Origin of the sequence: Pseudoalteromonas peptidolytica (assembly GCF_012641745.1) — a bacterium.
In the GTDB taxonomy this organism is placed as follows: domain Bacteria; phylum Pseudomonadota; class Gammaproteobacteria; order Enterobacterales; family Alteromonadaceae; genus Pseudoalteromonas; species Pseudoalteromonas peptidolytica.
Map to the genome: position 1 here is coordinate 128,055 of NZ_WEHZ01000011.1, position 18,842 is coordinate 146,896.

At 42.1% G+C, this 18,842-nt stretch carries 18 protein-coding genes and 1 riboswitch; of the genes, 5 read left to right on the plus strand and 13 right to left on the minus strand.

Annotated elements, in window-relative coordinates; genetic code table 11:
* Positions 1-4 precede the first annotated feature (4 nt).
* The 3 genes from F9Y84_RS09615 to F9Y84_RS09625 all read right to left on the minus strand — a co-directional run bounded on the left by F9Y84_RS09615 (position 5) and on the right by F9Y84_RS09625 (position 4,178).
* Positions 5-982: a hypothetical protein gene (locus F9Y84_RS09615; protein WP_147389878.1), complete on the minus strand. Its 978-nt coding sequence runs from the start codon at positions 980-982 to the stop codon at positions 5-7.
* Between the two features lie 485 nt (positions 983-1,467).
* Complete coding sequence (locus F9Y84_RS09620; RefSeq protein ID WP_147389879.1) at positions 1,468-3,330, minus strand: TonB-dependent receptor domain-containing protein; 1,863 nt, start codon at positions 3,328-3,330, stop codon at positions 1,468-1,470.
* 46 nt (positions 3,331-3,376) lie between these two features.
* A riboswitch (cobalamin riboswitch) is annotated at positions 3,377-3,602 on the minus strand.
* A gap of 93 nt (positions 3,603-3,695) precedes the next feature.
* Entirely contained in the window at positions 3,696-4,178 is a 483-nt protein-coding gene (locus tag F9Y84_RS09625; protein WP_128729809.1) for a YajQ family cyclic di-GMP-binding protein, read from the minus strand.
* A gap of 146 nt (positions 4,179-4,324) precedes the next feature.
* Here F9Y84_RS09625 and F9Y84_RS09630 point away from each other — a divergent pair, with 146 nt between their 5' ends.
* A complete protein-coding gene (locus F9Y84_RS09630) occupies positions 4,325-4,675 on the plus strand; it encodes a VanZ family protein (RefSeq protein WP_192503246.1) in 351 nt (116 codons plus the stop codon).
* Complete coding sequence (locus F9Y84_RS09635; RefSeq protein WP_147389880.1) at positions 4,668-5,570, plus strand: ketopantoate reductase family protein; 903 nt, start codon at positions 4,668-4,670, stop codon at positions 5,568-5,570. Before F9Y84_RS09630 ends, F9Y84_RS09635 begins: the two co-directional genes overlap by 8 nt.
* A 139-nt stretch (positions 5,571-5,709) precedes the next feature.
* Here the strand turns inward: F9Y84_RS09635 and thiI are convergent, their stop codons facing one another.
* Both thiI and F9Y84_RS09645 read right to left on the minus strand, forming a co-directional pair.
* Positions 5,710-7,167: a tRNA uracil 4-sulfurtransferase ThiI gene (thiI, locus tag F9Y84_RS09640; RefSeq protein ID WP_125253792.1), complete on the minus strand. Its 1,458-nt coding sequence runs from the start codon at positions 7,165-7,167 to the stop codon at positions 5,710-5,712.
* 205 nt (positions 7,168-7,372) lie between these two features.
* Positions 7,373-8,029, minus strand: coding sequence for a TetR/AcrR family transcriptional regulator (locus F9Y84_RS09645; protein WP_125253791.1), 657 nt, complete (start codon positions 8,027-8,029; stop codon positions 7,373-7,375).
* A 174-nt stretch (positions 8,030-8,203) separates the two neighbouring features.
* Between F9Y84_RS09645 and coaD the strand changes: the two genes are divergently transcribed.
* Complete coding sequence (gene coaD / locus F9Y84_RS09650; RefSeq protein WP_125253790.1) at positions 8,204-8,686, plus strand: pantetheine-phosphate adenylyltransferase; 483 nt, start codon at positions 8,204-8,206, stop codon at positions 8,684-8,686.
* Complete coding sequence (locus F9Y84_RS09655) at positions 8,683-10,041, plus strand: capsule assembly Wzi family protein (protein WP_147389881.1); 1,359 nt, start codon at positions 8,683-8,685, stop codon at positions 10,039-10,041. Before coaD ends, F9Y84_RS09655 begins: the two co-directional genes overlap by 4 nt.
* 17 nt (positions 10,042-10,058) lie before the next feature.
* On the opposite strand, the gene F9Y84_RS09660 is transcribed toward F9Y84_RS09655, so the two are convergent.
* The 7 genes from F9Y84_RS09660 to argC form a co-directional block, all read right to left on the minus strand.
* Positions 10,059-10,595, minus strand: a complete 537-nt coding sequence (locus F9Y84_RS09660; RefSeq protein ID WP_147389882.1) for a hypothetical protein — start codon at positions 10,593-10,595, stop codon at positions 10,059-10,061.
* A gap of 37 nt (positions 10,596-10,632) precedes the next feature.
* Positions 10,633-10,791 carry a hypothetical protein gene (locus tag F9Y84_RS09665; RefSeq protein ID WP_167508256.1) on the minus strand — a complete coding sequence of 53 codons (159 nt, stop codon included), beginning with the start codon at positions 10,789-10,791 and terminating at the stop codon, positions 10,633-10,635.
* Positions 10,792-10,967: 176 nt separating this feature from the next.
* Entirely contained in the window at positions 10,968-12,833 is a 1,866-nt protein-coding gene (gene argH / locus F9Y84_RS09670) for an argininosuccinate lyase (RefSeq protein ID WP_147389883.1), read from the minus strand.
* 14 nt (positions 12,834-12,847) lie between these two features.
* Positions 12,848-14,059: an argininosuccinate synthase gene (locus F9Y84_RS09675; protein WP_125253786.1), complete on the minus strand. Its 1,212-nt coding sequence runs from the start codon at positions 14,057-14,059 to the stop codon at positions 12,848-12,850.
* A 10-nt stretch (positions 14,060-14,069) separates the two neighbouring features.
* Positions 14,070-14,990: an ornithine carbamoyltransferase gene (locus F9Y84_RS09680; protein WP_125253785.1), complete on the minus strand. Its 921-nt coding sequence runs from the start codon at positions 14,988-14,990 to the stop codon at positions 14,070-14,072.
* Between the two features lie 10 nt (positions 14,991-15,000).
* The gene (gene argB, locus F9Y84_RS09685; protein ID WP_125253784.1) at positions 15,001-15,780 is read right to left on the minus strand and encodes an acetylglutamate kinase; all 780 of its coding nucleotides are present in this window, start codon (positions 15,778-15,780) and stop codon (positions 15,001-15,003) included.
* Positions 15,777-16,787 (minus strand): N-acetyl-gamma-glutamyl-phosphate reductase, encoded by a 1,011-nt coding sequence (gene argC, locus F9Y84_RS09690; protein WP_176032598.1) that lies wholly within the window; start codon positions 16,785-16,787, stop codon positions 15,777-15,779. The genes argB and argC overlap by 4 nt, the downstream gene beginning before the upstream one ends.
* Before the next feature lie 175 nt (positions 16,788-16,962).
* On the opposite strand from argC, the gene argE reads away from it, so the two are divergent.
* Positions 16,963-18,111: an acetylornithine deacetylase gene (argE, locus tag F9Y84_RS09695; RefSeq protein WP_147389885.1), complete on the plus strand. Its 1,149-nt coding sequence runs from the start codon at positions 16,963-16,965 to the stop codon at positions 18,109-18,111.
* A 223-nt stretch (positions 18,112-18,334) separates the two neighbouring features.
* Here argE and F9Y84_RS09700 read toward each other — a convergent pair whose 3' ends face one another.
* Complete coding sequence (locus F9Y84_RS09700; protein ID WP_125253781.1) at positions 18,335-18,520, minus strand: hypothetical protein; 186 nt, start codon at positions 18,518-18,520, stop codon at positions 18,335-18,337.
* Between the last annotated feature and the right edge of the window lie 322 nt (positions 18,521-18,842).

The window sequence follows — 18,842 nt, forward strand, 5'->3', positions numbered from 1 at the left end:
GAAACTACGGTAACATAGGTACTGCAAATACATAGAAGCTTGTTTGACCATCCTTAATACGTAGATGCCCTCGCATTACTTCCATCTCTAGGTTTGCTGTATCTCCAGGCCTTAAATTGTCCAGCCCTTTAAGCGGTACAGTCCCAGCCCCGATAAGCTGCACATTGTGTTTAATCACTTGGGGAATATCCTCGCTCATATCCACACCTAGGAACTCAAAGACATCAATTACAATGCGACTAAATTCAGTATAAAGTTTATCAAAGATCCCTGGAGTCAAGCGATCCATCAGATCTAGGATCCATGGTAACTCAACCTCTGTGGTAACCACAGGTTTAAAGCTTGAAATCAAAGGGTCTAACTCAAGCTGCTGAGTTCGCACGTCATACTTACCCTTAATAGTAACATTCTCATTATTAATATGAACATGAATATAGATATTCATACCAAGCTGTTTCTTACGAAATTTGGCGTAAGACTTTAAGTCGAATCCATCAATTAAAACTGGTACTTTATTTTGCCCATCCACACGACCTGCTATTTTCATGTGCATAGTGCCAAATAAGTTTGTGGTGTGGCTAACTTTAGTCGCGCTCGCTTGCGCCGCAACCGTATTTACTATATCTGTGGTTAACTCTTTATAGTTATGCTCAACATTAGAAAATTGCTGATGAATAATCGCTGAGACCTGATCATACATTGCTTTAGGCCCTTGGCTAGAAGTCGTCCTACCTGTAGACCAACATTCCCCTCCAGTATAAACCACAGGCACTGACACAGGGGTCAAATGATCATTACCGGGGTGGCGGTAATACAGCATGCTTCGGATCTGACGGCAAGTCTGGGACTGGGCATTAAACCAGGCAAAATCACCACTCATTGCTTGTGTAGTGACATCGGGTTGTGTCGCTAAATCTAGTTTACTGGCATAGGCGGACGTAACCAACCCTAGGCCAACTAGTCCTAATAAAAATGACTTCATACTCTTTTCCTTGAAGTTGTTAAATGCTAGCTCGTCTTTATATTTCAATACCCCTTGCTGTCTAACCAATTTATGCCGTTAAAGATAGCCAATTAACTAAACACCCAAGTTATAGTAACAAAAAGTTTAACCAATAATAAAAACGAGACTTATTATTAACAAAATCTCACTAAGATTGCTAGTTACAAATGTAATTTGTACCTATTCACTTAATTAAGTGACCTATTCTGAGCCAAGAGATCTTGTCGAGCACCAGGGAGACTTGCTTTCAGCTGTTCTGAGTAAGAAGTTTTTAACGCAATTAGCGTCTGATTTACTCCTTAAAATTGAACTAGTAGTAAGACTAATTGATAACACAACCGAAGCAGCTAACTTTATAGGTAAGAAAAATGAGATTAAAGATTAACCTGATAATCAGGTTAATCTTGATAAAAGTGGATAGACGCGTGCTTTATTTTATCTTCAAGCACGATTGAAGCCTGAGGTTAAAAGCGGTAGCTTACCCCAACGTATGCCTGTCGACCCGGTGGTTTATAACCGAGTAGCGAGCCATCTTTCGCTTCCCCAGCAGTTGCATTGAAATAGCGCTTATCAGTCAGGTTTTCAATGCGTCCTGTTAGTTTGAACCTATCGAAGAAAGTATAGTTTGCAGCTAAATTAAATACGGTATAAGACGGTAACGTTACAGTATATGAACCTTGGGCTCCCCATACTTTATCGTTGCGCTCACCACGATGCACTAACGTCAGGGTTGCATCCACATCTTGCCATGTTTTACTAATCGTATAGGTCAGCGTGCGTCTAGCACGACGCTGCAATTGCTGCTGTGTTTTTGCATCCTTTGCACTAACGTAACTGGCATTGAGTGTATGTTCAACTCCAAAACTATCTTCAACTTCAACAACTAAATCTACACCTTCAAAATCAGCCCGTTCAATATTAAACGGTACGTACTTCCAATCGCTATTCGGTTCATAAACGATTTTATCGGTGATGCGATTATCATACACTGCCGCTTCAATTCGAAAACGCTCATCACTATAAGTAACGATGATTTCGCTATTTTTTGCCTCTTCAGGGCTCAGATTAGCGTTAGGTAAATAATACGGGCTATCGATAACAAAAGTCTGAGATAAAGAAGGTGCTCTAAATGCACTACCATGATTGAATTTTACGCTCAGCCCATCCGTAACTTGTTTACCTAGCGCTAAGGTATAGGTATTTGCTCGACCGTGAAAGTCATAGTCATCAGTTCTTAACACGACCTCTGCTAGCCAGTTTTCATCATTATAAAAACCACCAAATGCCACTGAGAGATTGTCACGCTCAGATTCTGAAAACGTAGCGGTTGATTCACCAACATCTTCATTTAAAAACGTTATATTACCCGTTAAGCTCAATGCTTCACTGATATGATACTGAGATTGATATTCAAATTGTCCACGCTTTGTTACATAAGCGTTGTCATCAGCACTACTGCCTATTTGAACATTTTGCTCTTTTCCTAGGCTATAAGAAACATGCTGACTAAGTTTTTCGGAACTTCTTTTCCATGCTAATTTATTGGTATAGTTATGAAAACGGTAGGCATCACTTCCCCAAGCATCGTATTCACCTTCACCCTCACTGTACTGTGAGCGAAGGCTAAAAATACCACTTTGCTCATCACCATACTGTAAAGTTAAGCCTGCGTTACCGTTATAATAACCATCGCGGTCATGGTTTTTACCGACGATAACCTGAGGATCTTTTTCAATTACGTCATAGCCATCAGTATGGCTATACCCCGCATTAGCTGACAGAGTGAACTTATCTTTTTTATAGCTTGCTGTTGCTTCAATATCAGAATAATTGTGACTACCCGATGTTAACGTAATGGTGTTGTGGTTACCTTCACGACTGATAATATTAATCACACCAGCAATCGCATCAGAACCATAAATTGCCGCCTTCGCACCACGAATGATTTCAATTCTTTCAATACTATTTAATGGAATATTCGTTAACGAATTATCACCCGAGTTAGCGTCAGTAACTCGTACACCATCAACTAAAACCAAGGTATGCTTGGCATCATTACCGCGTAAAAATAAGCTCACGCTTTGGCCGAAACCACCATTTCTCACGGCCTGAATACCGGCGACATTGTCAAGTAATGAAACCACATCTTGCACATTGCTTTTTTCGATGTCGCTACGACTGATCACCGAGATCGCGGCAAGTGCACTTTCAAGTGGCTGTTCAAATTTGTTCGCCGTGACTGTGATGTGTTCAATATTTTGATCTGCAAATACAGAAAAAGAGAGCGCCGCAGTGATGGCTGCGCTTAGAGCAGTTTTATTTAACATGGTTTCCCCTAACTTGTACCCACCGTACAAGAACACAAAGTGACTGTCTCAAGGCCGGTCTCCGGGCTCAGTTAACTTGGATTTGCATATTAACTCTACCGTTGCGGGGGCAGCGCAGGCATTGAACCGATCCACACTAAATAATACACCTGATTGTGATACTTTCGCGTACCTAGTATCAAGACTATTTAGTTGTTCCCTTGTGTTCGCACCAACTTCCCGATTATCTATGCACTTGGCAACCAAACTAGGTTGTGCATAGCACCTTGAAAATTCGTGGCTATTGTCTTGGGTTTAGAAGGAATTGTCAATGGACGTCTAGAAATCTAAAAGTGCAGCGTGCTGCACTTTTAACATAGGCAAGGTTAATCGCGGAAGTTTTTAAACTGGAAAGGCTGTCCTAGCTCTGCGCCACGGATAAGCTGCATAGTTTCTTGTAAGTCATCACGCTTTTTACCAGTTACACGAACTGTATCACCTTGAATTGAGGCCTGAACTTTAACTTTTGAGTCTTTGATCAACTTGACTAGCTTTTTCGCCATGTCTTTATCGATCCCTTGTTTAAGGGCAACTTTACGTGACACATATTTGCCCGAACGCTCAATGTCTTTTAATTCAAAACTTGCTACATCTAAACCACGTTTGGCTGCTTTGCCAACAAGCATATCAAACAACTGCATTACTTGTTGTTCTGCTTCAGCTTTTAGGTTGATCACCTCTCCTGTTAACTCAATAGAGGCATCAACACCACGAAAGTCAAATCGAGTATCAAGTTCACGAACCGCGTTGTCTACGGTATTTTTTGCTTCTGTCATTTCTATTTCAGATACAATATCAAATGAAGGCATGCTTCTCTCCTAAAGTCGTTTTGGCTGGATTATAACAGTTTATACTCTGTTTGAGTTATTTTAAGTTTTTACCCTATGTATGTTCACCCAATGGCCAGTTTTCAATGTTATACTGCCGACTTAGTCATGTAGAAGTGGAATGAATTGTGACACGGCGCGTTTATAAAACTTTGCTAATTATTTCTTTAATCATATGTACTGTGCTATTTGCTAAGGAAGTGAGCTTGTCTCCAAGGCTATTTCCACATGTCGATAAAGTAGCGCATTTTGGTGTCTTTTTTATACTCGCTTTTATCTCGCACCACGCATTTAAGTTTAAGGTTTGGTTTCACTTACTCCTGCTTTCTTTATACGGTGCGGGAATAGAGTGGATGCAAGACTCACTGCCCTACCGTCAAGCATCAACAGCAGATTTTATTGCTGATGTTGCCGGTGCGATCAGCTACTTTGTGTTATTTTATTTTTGGGCGCGCTGGCGTAAAAAGCAACATGGCTAGTATCCACATTGTTGGTGATGGTGCGATAGGCTTGCTACTGGCTCAACATCTGAGTCAGTCTCATCACGTAACCTTGATCACACGAACAAAACGTGCTGTAACCTACCACTACCAGCAACAAAGTGACACTCAAGTAATAGCATGCCAACATACACTATCAACTGAGATCCCAGCAAAAAGCATAGACACCCTGATTATTCCTGTTAAGGCTTACCAAGTCGTTGACGCTATCACTGAGCTCTACCCAAAGCTATCTGCACATGGCAGCTTGATCTTAAGCCATAATGGCATGGTTGATTGCTCAAAAGAACTGGCCAAATTAGGTAGCAATCAGTCAGCTTACTTTTTAAGTACCTCTATTGCAGGATACAAGGTTAAAGATACGGTATACCATACAGGCCAAGGAGCGACTTGGTTTGGCCCTCTAAATTTGTCAGCTCAATGTCATTATCAAAAGCTATTTTCACAGCTGTTTGGCACATTCAAAAATGCTCAAACCACTTCTGACATCATGCCAATCCTTTGGCGAAAGCTCGCTGTAAATATTGCTATTAACCCATTAAGCGCACTTGAACAAATCAAAAATGGTCAGCTCAGGCAGCCCAAATATGCGGCCCGAATACTCAATTTAATGAATGAAGTACAGTTTATAGCTGCAAAGGCTGGGGTTAACGTAGCACTGAACGAGTTACTGACGCTTGCCTACACCGTGATGATGCAAACAGCAGAAAATCACTCTTCGATGAATCAGGATATCGCGAATAATAAACGCAGTGAAATTGATGCCATGTCTGGATATATCTGCAAGTTAGCTGCGAAGCAACATATTACCGTTCCTTATAATCAGCAACTGCTCGACGAAGTAAAGAAATGTGAGTTGAATACCTCAGTATAAAAACCTATCCACGCTTTGCTGGCAACTTAACGTTTATGTCGTTCACCAACAATAATTACGCTATTCATCTATTGGGTGAGCCGCATGCTCACCCAACACGATAATACTAGTTAACCTAATCGGTATAAGGTTCTTTATTTTAAGGACGATACACCTTTACATTGGTGTAGCCATTTTCATGCAAAATAAGCGCTTGTAGTTGGCTCATTACGCCTTTGGCGCAATATAAATAGTATTCTTTATCTTGTGGTAAATCGCCAAATTTGGTGGCTAACCTAAAGAAAGGTAAATGAATGACCTCAGCGCCTTCGAGTTCTAGCGGGTTTGCATCTTCTTCATCTGGAGAGCGAATATCCAGCACTACCGCGTTGTCGGGTAATTCGCTTACCGACTCAGCCTCTTTGACCTCTTCTTTTGCTTCAACTTCAATGTCACGAATATCTTTCACTGTGGCATTTGAAACCACGGTGTTTAACACATCAAAATCAAACTTTTCTTCTTCCGCTAAAATTTTATCAAGCTGTGCTTTGACCGTCGGTTTTTTAGAGATCACACCGCAGTATTCCGGCATCGCTTCAGCCATTTCATTGGTACCAATAGCACGCGCGATACGAATGATTTCTTCTTTATCATGCTGGATGAGCGGTCGTAGGATAAGCATTTCGGTAACACGGTCAATGACATTAAGGTTAGCCAGTGTTTGACTTGATACCTGGCCGATACTCTCACCGGTCACAATTGCAGGGATCCCCAAACGTTCTGCAACCACGGTACCAGCGCGCATCATCATGCGCTTCAGAACCACGCCCATCTGCCCACTTTCGACGTTTTCAAGAATTTCAGCAACAACAGGTTCAAAGTCAACCGTGATAAACTTCACTTTATGCGTTGAGCTAAACTGTTTCCATAAATAATGGCTCACTTGCTTAACCCCTATCTCATGCGCCGCGCCGCCCAAGTTGAAGAATAAGAAGTGAGTACGCGCCCCTTTTCTCATCATTTGATAGGTCGCAACACCTGAGTCAAAACCACCGGAAATCAAAGAAAGCACATCTTCTTGCGTTGGCAATGGGAAACCACCCAAACCAAAATGCTGATGGCGGACGATATAAGCTTTATCGTCTTTAATTTCAATTTTTACCGTCACATCTGGTTTTTTCAACCTAACACTTGCGCCCTCAATGTTTTGGTTTAATCCCCCCCCGACATAACGCTCGACATCGCTTGATGTAAATTCATGCTGACCTTGGCGTTTTACGCGAACGCAGAAAGTTTTACCTACAATTAGTGGTGCAACTAGTGCAAGCGTTTGCTGATAGATATCATCAAGCGTTTCAAACTGGGTCTCTTGCACCTCAATAAATTGCACGATCCCAGGTGTGCGCTTGAGATTATCAATTAACGCCAAGCGCGTTTTTTCATCATCGAGCTGACTGGTCACTGAGATGTTGTCCCAGTTATTTTTAACTTTTACGTTTTCGTCAACACGCACCAACAGCATTTTGATGTTTTTCTCTAATACTTTGGTGAAGCGCTTACGGACAGATTTGCTCTTAATAGCAATTTCAGGGTGTAATTTGACGATAAATTTAAGCATAAAAGTCACTCTACTACAGGTCGATTATCGGTTGCGATGCTGCTTCGATTTGACCAAAGAGGACGATATCGTGGCGCACACCGGCCGAGGGACGGTTCGGGCGCGCGAGTATATCAAATTCAGAAGCGATTAGGAAATAATCAACGTATTTACTATCAATCTTCACGTGCAATAGCGAAACCTAGCTCTGTCACTTTGATAATAATTAAGCAATACTTGGTAAGCTTGCCTCAGCTAATGCCTGATAATGTTGCTGTAATTGCGTTATTTTCGGCATACTCATTTGCGTAGCATAAGGTTTAAATAACATGAGCACCTTGACGATGCCGTTGTATATATCTTGCTGTTCTAACACGCCCGTCATTCGCCTTGCTTTCACATAAGGCGTCCAAAAGCTCACGGTCATTTTTAGCATATGGGCGAGCTCTTTTGCATCAGCGTCATTAATCGTGATAACCCCCGACTCTCTCAGCCCAATCACCACCGCTTTTACTTGCTCTAGTAGGCGAGCTTGAAACGCAATATAGTTTTTCTTTAGCTCATCATCTTTGGCTAAAATATCTGTCAAATTGTCATAGAAGAAATGATAGCGCCACATTAAGTCAAACAATGAGTCTAGGTAGAGCGTTAGTTGCTCAAGCGGCTCACTATGTTGCTCTAAAGGCTTAAAGTGTGTATTTAAATGCTCGCTATACAGTGCGAATATCTGCCTGATAATGTCTTCTTTATTTTTAAAATGATAATACAAATTGCCTGGGCTAATACCTAAACTAGAAGCAATATGGTTGGTCGTAATAGCGCGCTCTCCATGCAAGTTAAATAAAGCAATGCTGGTACGGATTATTTTTTCCTTGGTATTCATTACAATTCTCTATGATTGTTGAAACTTACTGGGCCCTATCATTTTCGTCTTGAGCGCCCTTGATAAAAGTAGCACTAATTTTACCCTGAGATAAGCACCATGCCGACAGAGCTGACCAGTGTTTTTTGAAAAAAACCTTGCTACCATACAAAAAAATTCAACACAGTTATGCTCATGAAAGTCACAGCACTCTACCCAGGTACATTTGATCCATTAACCAATGGACATGAAGATTTGATTAAACGAGCCGCAAAGATGTTTGATACTGTCATCTTAGCCATTGCCCACAATCCAAATAAAAAGCCATGCTTCTCTTTGGAACAACGTGTTGCTTTAGCTCAAGAAATTTTAAAATCGCACGAAAATGTAAAAGTCATTGGATTTTCTGGTTTATTGGTAGATTTAGCTAAAGAACAACAAGCCAACGTTTTGATCCGTGGCATTAGAGCGGTATCTGACTTCGACTATGAATTTCAATTGGCAAATATGAACCGTCGATTACACCCAGATTTAGAAAGCGTGTTTTTAACGCCATCTGAAAAGAATTCATTTATCTCATCAACTTTGGTAAAAGAAGTTGCCCTTCACAAAGGTAATGTCAGTGAGTTTGTTCACCCACTGGTCGCCAACGCGTTAGAGGAAAAATTACACGGATGAAAAAAAGCCTATTATCCCTTGCTGTATTGATGGGTACATGTGCTCATGCCTCACCATGGATAGAAGTATCCCAGAGTGAGCTTAAACATAGTATAGACCTGCTCGTTGCGCAGGGAGTGATCAATCGCCCAGTGAATCAATACCCGCTACTGTGGAGCGGAATTGTCAATGATCTTGCAAGTGTTGATGATCGTAACTTATCGCAAACTGCAAGCTTCGCGTTAGCCCACCTGCGCCATGCACTAAAGCAAGCAAAAAGAGAACGCTATAGTAGTGTAACTGCTCACTTTAATGGTGCTGACGTACGCTCAACCGGGTTTGGACAACGTCATGATGCTCGTTCTGGGATACGCAGCTTTGGGATCATCACCGGCAAGTCTGTCAGTGCCAAGGTAGCGGTTAACTACACAGATGAAGGCCAAGATGGTAAATATGTGAATCATCATGGTAGCCATATGGCAGTGCTATTTGGTAATTGGTCACTCAGTGCTGAGCGCTTAAGTTACTGGTGGGGGCCAAGCAATGAAAATGCGCTGATGCTTTCTAATAATGCAGCACCGATGAAAGCAATCCGCTTAAGTCGAGCAAATAATAACTATAGTGGCCCAAGTTTTCTGTCTTTTGTAGGGCCTTGGCAAGTAACCGCTATCATGGCAAAACAACGCCCAACCATCAGCAACAAAAAAGAAGGTGATTTCTGGGGGTTTCGAGCCGCTGCTTTTCCTATTCAAGGATTGGAGCTGGGCTTTAGTACCACCTACAGTGATTTTGTGTATCAACAACAAAACCTTGAAAGTGAAAAGCAATCACAACGACTCACCAGTGTTGATATAAAGTACTCCACTCGCTTAGGCGACAGACCATTTGCATTTTATGGTGAATTTGCGGGAGGAAACGACAGTGGCGCTTTGCCAGATGAGCCAATGTTTACCTTAGGAGTAGAGAGCTACTGGGGCAACACAACTCACCGCCTAAAAGGCTTTGTTGAGTATTCAGATACCAATATTGAGTGCAAAGATGCCCTCACTCTGTCACTTTGCCCAAGAGATAATAGCCTCGACTTAGCGAATTACCAAGAGCGAGGCTTATGGCTTGGCGCCAGCACAGGACTAGGCGCAAAAAGTATCACGGTTGCGCTAGACTATTTTAGTACCAATGGCGTAGGTGCCTATGCAAAATTAAAGCGCATTGATTATGAAACTCAAGACCTCGAACGAAACCAGTTGGAGCTTGGGTATCAACAAGGTGTATTTGGTACACTTGCTAAAGTTGGTGTAACTGCTTGGCAAGATAAATCTTTAGCAGAAGATGATAGTCATGCTGCTTTGACATTAAGCGTCGAGTATCAATTTTAATGAGCGGCTAAAGCCGCTCATTTATTTTCATTCGCGTAATCAGGCATACCAAGTCGGTTTATTCTGGCCATTAGCTTTTTCAGCCCAAGCCAATCTTTATCAATAATCAAAGTAATGACAATCGCGCAATCACAAACTAACACAGCAACGGAATAAACACTCCAAAACCACCACTGCTCGCGGGTCTCAAATACCCCTAAATCTATATATAACCCCAAATAAAGTAGCGAGTTAATCGCTAGAAACAAAAAGACATAGTGCAGCGCAGTACACCATGGTACTTTCAGCTTATAATTTATCCCGATTAATAAAACAATGGTAAGTAGGTCATAAAAAAACCACAGTAGATAGAGAGTGTGATCAGCTTGGGTTAAATCAAGGAAAACGTTACTACCCAAGTAAGACAGCGCAACAATGCCACTGGTAACAATTAAAGAAAGGTTATCTTTTATCTTCAGTAAAAAAAACAGTAAGTTTAATAGGAAGCCGGTCACAAGACCGACCACCACTATCGAGTCAAAGAAGATACCAATTTTTGTAAGATCAAAATACATAGATTATTTTGATCAGGACTCGACTTCTTTCTATACATTAGCAGAATCTTGGATCCTTAATAAGGATACCGCCACCGCCGCGAGCACCTGATACTTTACCTAAAACAGACTCAGTTAAAATTACCTTATCAGAAAGTAACTTTACTTGACTAGTTGTTTTTGCTTGGTTTTTTCTAGCTAAGATGGCTTTTTTCATGATTTCCCTCAAAAATACAAAATATCAATTCAACTCCTAAACAGAGTCGTCTACAAAATTATCAGGAAATATCAAGCACACAACATGCCAACATTTACACAAAATTAACATAAAACAAGTCAACTTATAAAAAACGCGCCAAATAATGCGCGCCCTTACCCAATACCTGATGACTATTAAGCCACAAATTTACATGGAATACTTAAGCTAGATGATTGTTTTATAATGAAATCCATAGCAATTTCATCACAATTATCTTTTCGCAAGCACAGCTCGCAATCCTTCATGACTTTTTCAGGCAAACTGTCTTTAGTACAGTTATTAAAACCTTGCTTTGTGAAAAAACCTGGCACTCTAGTGAGTACGATTATCCGATTAAGCGCCAACTTTTTGGCTTTCTCTAATAAGTGCTCAACCAACCTTTGACCTTGCCCCTTCACATTGCAATTGGGATTCACCCCCAAAGAGCGGATCTCAGCAAGCCCAGTGTCATAGATATATAACGATGCACATCCTGTCACTTTGCCGTCAACTTCAGTCACTGCAAACTCATTAATACTATGGATCATGTCACTCTTGGCTCGAGGTAGGTTTTCCCCCACCTTTGCCCAGTACTGTATAAGCTCCGCTATCGCTTCGACATCATCTAAATTGGCATCACGAACTTGAATTTTTCGCTTTTTTTTTGCCGCTTTAATCGCTTTTGTCACTTGCGGCAAAGAAGTGCCGCCTAATGCTTGGCGGGCGGCAATACATGCGTCAATTTCAAGTACAGGATATACATCTTTTTCGATCACTGAACATACCTGCTGAAACTCTTCGATACTCAAGTTCTCAAGATTTTGTCCTTTGCTAATTGCTAACTGCACTAACTCCCCAACAATATGATGACCTTCTCTAAAGGGGATCCCTTTAGCAACAAGATAGTCAGCCAGCTCAGTTGCGTTAGCATGTCCTCCTTTGGCTGCTGCAAGCGTTTTGTCACCATTGACTTTAATGCCTTTTACACACGCTTCAGCCATATGAATACAGGCAAGCCAAGTCGGCATGGCATCAAATAAACCTTCTTTGTCTTCCTGCATATCTTTATTGTATGCAAGTGGTAGTGCTTTTAATGTCATCATCATGGCACTGAATGCACCAAAAACTCGCCCTGTTTTGCCACGGATTAACTCCAATGCGTCAGGGTTCTTTTTTTGAGGCATAAGAGATGAGCCTGAAGTTACACTGTCCGCCAGCTCTATAAACCCTGACTCACCAGAATTGTAAAAAATCAAATCTTCAGAAAAACGGGATAAATGTATCATTGAGATAGAAGCACAGCTTAGCAACTCAACGACAAAGTCCCGGTCAGATACCGCATCTAAACTATTGCGAGCAGCTTCTCTAAACCCAAGGTTGACCGCCAGTGCTTGACGGTCAATGGGATACGCAGTGCCAGCTAGTGCGCCTGAGCCTAAAGGGCACACGTTCAAGCGATCTAAAGCATCATGCAGCCGTGACTCATCTCGCTCAATCATTTCTACATACGCCATACACCAATGACTAAATAAAACTGGCTGTGCACGCTGCAAATGAGTATAACCTGGCAAAATGGTACCTAACTCTTGCTCAGCCAGCGTGACTAGTGCCTGTTTAAGCCCGCTCAACGCATTTAGTAGCTGCTGCGCCGTTTTTCGACTCCACAATCTAAAATCAGTCGCTACCTGATCATTACGGCTTCGCCCTGTGTGCAGCTTTTTACCTAAATCGCCAACTTTGTCGATTAGTTTAGCTTCAACATACGAATGAATATCTTCATATCCAGCCCTTGCAACGCTATGAGGATCAGCAAGCACCTCATCCAACAGTAGCTTAAGTGCTGAAACAATCTGCTGGTGCTCACCTTCACTTAATATGTCAACCTGCTTCAGTGCTCCAGCCCAAGCGATAGAACCAACAATATCTTGTTCTGCCAACTGATAGTCAAATGGCAAAGAATCATTAAATTGCTTAAATGCTTCATCAGGACCTGATGAAAAACGGCCGCCCCATAATGCCATTTTATGCTCCTAATTTATTGCTGTTTTAGTTTGTTTAATGCCGAAATACGGCTAGACAGAGAGAAAAGACGAATAAAGCCTTCAGCATGTGATTGGTCATACACGTCATCCTCACCAAAGGTCGCGAAGTCCTCGCTGTACAAGCTATTTATTGACTGCTTTTGAACGGCCTGCACATGGCCTTTATAAAGCTTAAGTACCACTTCCCCTGTTGCTTGTTGTGCGAATGATTCAGCCGCTGCCAAAATAGAGTCTTTGAGAGGCGTAAACCAACGACCGTCATAAACGAGATGTGCAAACTCCTCACTCAAGCTGGCTTTCCATTTGCGGCATGATTTATCTAGAATTAGCTCATCTATGGCTTGTAAAGCAGCCATCATTACTGTGCCTCCCGGTGTTTCATAGCAACCACGAGATTTCATACCAACTAACCGGTTTTCAACAATATCGACCCGACCGACACCATGCGGCGCCGCAATCTCATTGAGTTTCACTAAGCATTGATATGGAGAGTAACGCTCACCGTTAACCGCTGTGATCTCCCCTTTTTCGACTAATAAAGACACATATTCAGGCTTATCTGGTGCCGCTTCAGGGGAGTTTGTCATAGTCCACACTTGTGAACTTGGTTCATTCCACGGATCTTCTAATTCTCCCCCTTCATGGGAAATGTGCCACGCATTGGCATCACGGCTATAAATTTTAGTGGCAGAGGCAGCACAAGGAATATTTCGCTCGGCCAAGTAATCGAGTAACGACTCTCGACTTGATAATGACCATTCACGCCATGGCGCAATCACTTTAAGATCAGGGGCAAGGGCAGAAAAACAAGACTCAAATCGCACTTGATCATTCCCCTTACCGGTGCAGCCATGAGATAAAGCATCAGCGCCAACTTTGCGCGCGATCTCCACTTGTGCTTTAGCGATAATAGGACGAGCCATTGAGGTACCAAGCAAATAAGTGCCTTCGTAGGTTGCGCCTGTTTTCAGCGTTGGATAAATATAGTCGCTAACCATTTCTTCTTTTAGGTCGACGACATAACAAGCAGAAGCACCTGACGCGATTGCCTTTTGCTCCACTCCGGCAAGCTCTTCTTCGCCTTGACCGACATCCGCAACGAATGCAACTACTTCACACCCATAGTTTTCTTTTAACCAAGGGACAATCGCTGATGTATCTAAACCACCTGAATAAGCCAGTACAACCTTATTAATCTTGCTCATGTTTCTCACCTCAAACGTAATCTTTGTTAAACAGCGATACCAACAGTGCATTTTGCGCATGCATACGGTTTTCTGCTTGTTGAATAATTTTTGACTTCGGCCCATCCATTACTTCAGACGTAATTTCAAACTCACGGTGGGCAGGCTGACAATGCAGCACAGTTTGTGCACCGCAAGCCTCTAGCAATTGTTGGTTGATTTGGTAGGGCATAAATGTGTCTTTCACTTGTTCAAGTGGTGTCTGATTTCCCATTGATACCCAAGTGTCAGCATAGAGTACATTTGCCCCAGCAGCCGCTTCCACTCGGTCACTGACTAATACAGATGCCCCATTTACCGCAGCAATCTGCTCTGCTTGTTTAACAATTTGGGCATCAGGAGAATGGCCTTTTGGACATACAGCAACAAAGTCACTACCTAGTGTCGCTGCGAGCAGCATCAACGAGTGAGTAACGTTATTCCCCTCACCAAGGTAAGCAATTTTGATTTGGCTGACATCCTGATAGGTTTCAAACAAGGTAAGAAAGTCAGCTAAAGCTTGGCATGGGTGGTAAAGATCGCACAAGCTATTGACTACAGGAACAGATGAAAACTCCGCCAGTGTTTCAAGCGTACTGTGATGATTGACTCGAGCAACTAATCCATCAGCCCATGTTGCGATGTTTAAGGCAAAATCTTTTACAGACTCACGCGCTCCCATGGCGCCATTTTGCTGGTCAAGATAAACGGCATGGCCTCCTAATTTGTGAATACCAATATCAAACGAGAGTCGAGTTCTTAAACTCGGTTTTTCAAATAAGGTAACGATAGATTTCCCAGCAAGGACTTGGTTATATTCTTGTGGATGATCCTTTATATTTTTTGCAAGTTTCAGCAACGCGATTACTTTGGCTTGATCTAATTCCAAACCGGTTAAAAAGTGTTTTGTCATGGTTTTGATCCTACGGAAGTATTTGTGTACCCACATGCTCACCATTGAGCAGTGCAATTAAGTTTTCTGGCTTTTTCCAGCTAGAGATGTACACCCCTCGTCGTAAGTGTTGGGCAGCGTGAAGACTGGTCTTAACTTTGACCTCCATCCCGCCCACAATGACCTTTTGTGCGATTAACGTAGTAATTTGTTCTGCGTTGAGCTGATTTAGTGGCTGTTTGTTTTCATCCAGTACCGCAGCAACATCCGTCATCAAAATAAGTTCAGCCCCCAGTTTATTGGCAATTGCAGCGGCTGCTTCATCAGCATTGACATTATACAAATGACCATCAACACCAATACCCACTGAACTCACCACTGGTAACTTGTCGAACTCCAATATAGCTTCAAGCATCCCTCCAGCGGTCGCTTCACATGTACCGACACGGCCTAATGCTTTTAGTTTTTGAGTGGTCGTAAACCCAGCATCGTACAAGCACAACCCGACAGGATTAAGCTGCGCCGTTATGGCATCTGCCATCAGTTGCTTGTTTGCACAGCCAGCAAGCGCACCAACAATATAAGGCATTTGCTCTTGTGGGCTTATGCGCAGACCTTGATGTTTTGCCGTAGCAAACCCGGCATCTGCTAACCATTTGTCAACTAATGCCCCACCACCATGAACAATTACAAACTGTTTATGTGGTGCACTTTGTTGAATTTGTTTAATGGCTAAAAATAGTGCTTGCGCTGCACCTGATTGATTCAGCACCGCACCACCGAGTTTAATCACCCAAGTTTGTTTGCTCATGCTGACATTCCTAAACCTTGATAATGATCCAACCCCGCCGCCAAGTTCATGCACTGTAACGCTTGCCCTGCCGCGCCTTTAAGCAAGTTGTCAATTGCCACCACCACGATCAGCTGATTGCCTTTTTGTTGCCAACCAATATCAACAAAAGGCTGATTTTCAACAGCTTTAATTGATGGAAGTTGACTTGCCTTTAGTCTAATAAGTGGTTCATCAGCCAGCACCTGGTAAGCAGCATCGACTTGATTTGTAGTGACATTTTCCTTCAGAGTGACGTAGATTGTTTCTAAGATACCACGCTTAAAATTTCCTAAATGCGGCGTAAACAACACTGGATGACTTAGATATTTCTCAATTTCGGGGGTATGTCTGTGCGTAAACAAACCGTATGGTGCGAGTGATACCTCACAAAAATGGCTTGTAACATTCGCCTTTCTACCAGCACCTGTTACACCAGAAACAGCGTTGATGATCACAGGCTGCGCTGATATCAAGTCAGCCTGTTGTAATGGTTTGAGTGCATTGAGCGCAGCGGTTGGGTAACAACCAGCAACGGCCACCAACTTCGCCGCTTTAATCGCATCGCCATACCACTCAGCTAAACCATATTGCGCTTGTGTTAGCCAGTCTTGGTATGGATGAGAAAAGCCGTAGTAGGTTTCATAATCCTCATTGTCAGATAAGCGGTAACCACCAGAAAGATCAAATACTCGCTTTCCCATTTGTAAAAACACCGGAGCAAGCTCCACGCTTACCTTATGGTCAGTGCACAAACAAACGTAATCTGTAGATTGTTCAATGAGCGAAAATGCTTGCTGATTTAGTGGTTCAAGCTCAATATCTAACAAGCCTGTATGTTCTGGATATAACTCGCTGATGAGTTTGTGTTTATCTGTGCTTTGTTCAGACACAAAGCAGTGCGTAAGGGAAAATTCAGGGTGTCTGGCAACCAGCTTAGCAAGCTCAGCACCACTGTAGCCGCTCGCTCCGATTATAGATACATTCAACATAGTACTCTCAAGATTAAAAAGTTTAATTGGAATTGTTTTTTCTAAGTGTTGAAGTCAAATCGTCGCATTGCCGCCCCTAAATATATTTATGCTAAAAAAGTGAATTGATATTCACTTTAAACACCTTTATATTTTTATGCAAGAACTTTGAATAAGTATTTTAGGAATTTTTATGAAACTTCCCGCTTTTATGGACATGTACCAACAGCTGATCGCAGCGCCATCTATCAGTGCATTAGAAGAAAGTCTAAACATGAGCAATCGGAATGTGATCCAGCTACTCGCACTGTGGTGCGAAACGTTAGGGTTTACAGTTGAAGTGACGGAACTTGAACAGGCAAAAGGTAAGTACAACCTGATTGCAAGACGAGGTAGTGGTGATGGCGGCTTAATGTTAGCGGGACATACCGATACCGTTCCATTTGATGAAAGTCGATGGCAATTTGATCCATTTAAATTGAGCATGGAAGACAATAAACTTTATGGCCTTGGCAGTATTGATATGAAAGGTTTTTTTGCCTTTGTATTAAACGCTATTGGTGAATTAGATGAGTGTGAGCAATGTGCACCAATCATGATTTTAGCTACCGCTGATGAAGAAACAACCATGGCTGGTGCACAGGCTATCGCTAAGCACCCCAACCTAAGACCTGCACGCTGTGTGATTGGTGAACCTACCGATATGGTGCCCGTCTTTACTCATAAGGGGCATATGACCAGCGCCATCCGTATTGTTGGTCGTTCAGGGCATAGTTCAGACCCTGAACGGGGCCTAAATGCCATTGAGATCATGCACCAAGTGATTGCAAATTTATTAAAGTTAAGAGAAGAATTAAAGAATAAATATTCAATAAAACATTTCGCAATTCCCTATCCAACTCTAAACCTTGGGCACATCCATGGTGGCGATAATGCAAACCGTATTTGTGGCTGCTGCGAATTACATATTGATATACGCCCTTTACCTGGGTTGAGTATTAAAGAACTACAAGGCATGTTGATAGATGCAGTTGCGCCCATTAACGCTCGTTATCCAAACTGTGTTTCGGTTATGGACATGCACGACCCTATTCCTGCGTTTACTGGCTCGACAGACTCAGCGCTGGTCAAAATGGCTGAGCGCATATCAGGGCAGCAAGCGATTGCGGTTAACTACTGTACTGAAGCACCATTTTTGCAGCAACTTGGCTGCGAAACCATTGTGATGGGGCCAGGCTCTATTAACCAAGCACACCAACCAAATGAATTTCTAGCAATGGAAAAAATTCAGCCCAGCCAAGCGATACTGACACGTTTGATTAAAGAGAGTTGCTTTTTATAGAAGTCATAAAGAGAGGATATATAACCATCCTAAGATTTGGATAAATATTGGGTTTATATCCTTTATCTTTATTGAGTGGTCTATTTTGAGGCGAGAAAGTATTGCCAATAGCCGCGCTCTGCTATCGCTAACAGTAGATACTAAAAAACCTCGCCATATTTTGACGAGGTTTTTCTATATCAGTAGCAACCTGAGTTCAGGTTTACCTGATTACTGAATAGGCTTACATTTCAGTTTTACAAATCACAATAGACATAGTGTATGTAGTCGGTCTGTCGCAACGTAAACCATCGCTGTTACATAGGTTTGTTGCTACACCACCGGCAATAGCTGGAGTTGCGTTTACAGGTAGCGCTTTGTTATCACGAGATAGATTTTTGATGCTTTTTTTATTTAGGTTTAGTTTCATTTTCAATTTTCCTGTTGAAATAATCCAATATCTCAGAATACAGCCAATGTTATCACTTAACGAAATAATAAAACTGGCCTAATTATGTCTGCTAAATTGAGTTTGTACCCATACAAGCCTAAATAGCAGTCATTTGAAATTACCAAAAAAGGTACTATTGTCAATAAATAATTTCTTTTTTGTTGATAATTTAGCCGCGAATTCAACTCCGAAGTGCACCACTCGCTAAATTAAGCTGCTTTACGTACTTTGCGTAATTTATTGAATACAACAGCAGGCTGTTTATACCCTAAACACTTTCTCGGTCTGGCATTTAATGCCC

Excerpts from the sequence above, each read along its gene's own strand:
- argE (WP_147389885.1), top strand. The coding sequence starts at position 16,963 with ATGAAACTTCCCGCTTTTATGGACATGTACCAACAGCTGATCGCAGCG.
- F9Y84_RS09615 (WP_147389878.1), bottom strand. The coding sequence starts at position 982 with ATGAAGTCATTTTTATTAGGACTAGTTGGCCTAGGGTTGGTTACGTCC.
- thiI (WP_125253792.1), bottom strand. The coding sequence starts at position 7,167 with ATGCTTAAATTTATCGTCAAATTACACCCTGAAATTGCTATTAAGAGC.
- F9Y84_RS09635 (WP_147389880.1), top strand. The coding sequence starts at position 4,668 with ATGGCTAGTATCCACATTGTTGGTGATGGTGCGATAGGCTTGCTACTG.
- F9Y84_RS09665 (WP_167508256.1), bottom strand. The coding sequence starts at position 10,791 with ATGAAAAAAGCCATCTTAGCTAGAAAAAACCAAGCAAAAACAACTAGT.
- F9Y84_RS09700 (WP_125253781.1), bottom strand. The coding sequence starts at position 18,520 with ATGAAACTAAACCTAAATAAAAAAAGCATCAAAAATCTATCTCGTGAT.
- F9Y84_RS09655 (WP_147389881.1), top strand. The coding sequence starts at position 8,683 with ATGAAAAAAAGCCTATTATCCCTTGCTGTATTGATGGGTACATGTGCT.
- F9Y84_RS09645 (WP_125253791.1), bottom strand. The coding sequence starts at position 8,029 with ATGAATACCAAGGAAAAAATAATCCGTACCAGCATTGCTTTATTTAAC.
- F9Y84_RS09680 (WP_125253785.1), bottom strand. The coding sequence starts at position 14,990 with ATGACAAAACACTTTTTAACCGGTTTGGAATTAGATCAAGCCAAAGTA.
- F9Y84_RS09675 (WP_125253786.1), bottom strand. The coding sequence starts at position 14,059 with ATGAGCAAGATTAATAAGGTTGTACTGGCTTATTCAGGTGGTTTAGAT.
- coaD (WP_125253790.1), top strand. The coding sequence starts at position 8,204 with ATGAAAGTCACAGCACTCTACCCAGGTACATTTGATCCATTAACCAAT.
- F9Y84_RS09660 (WP_147389882.1), bottom strand. The coding sequence starts at position 10,595 with ATGTATTTTGATCTTACAAAAATTGGTATCTTCTTTGACTCGATAGTG.
- argB (WP_125253784.1), bottom strand. The coding sequence starts at position 15,780 with ATGAGCAAACAAACTTGGGTGATTAAACTCGGTGGTGCGGTGCTGAAT.
- argH (WP_147389883.1), bottom strand. The coding sequence starts at position 12,833 with ATGGCATTATGGGGCGGCCGTTTTTCATCAGGTCCTGATGAAGCATTT.
- F9Y84_RS09625 (WP_128729809.1), bottom strand. The coding sequence starts at position 4,178 with ATGCCTTCATTTGATATTGTATCTGAAATAGAAATGACAGAAGCAAAA.
- F9Y84_RS09620 (WP_147389879.1), bottom strand. The coding sequence starts at position 3,330 with ATGTTAAATAAAACTGCTCTAAGCGCAGCCATCACTGCGGCGCTCTCT.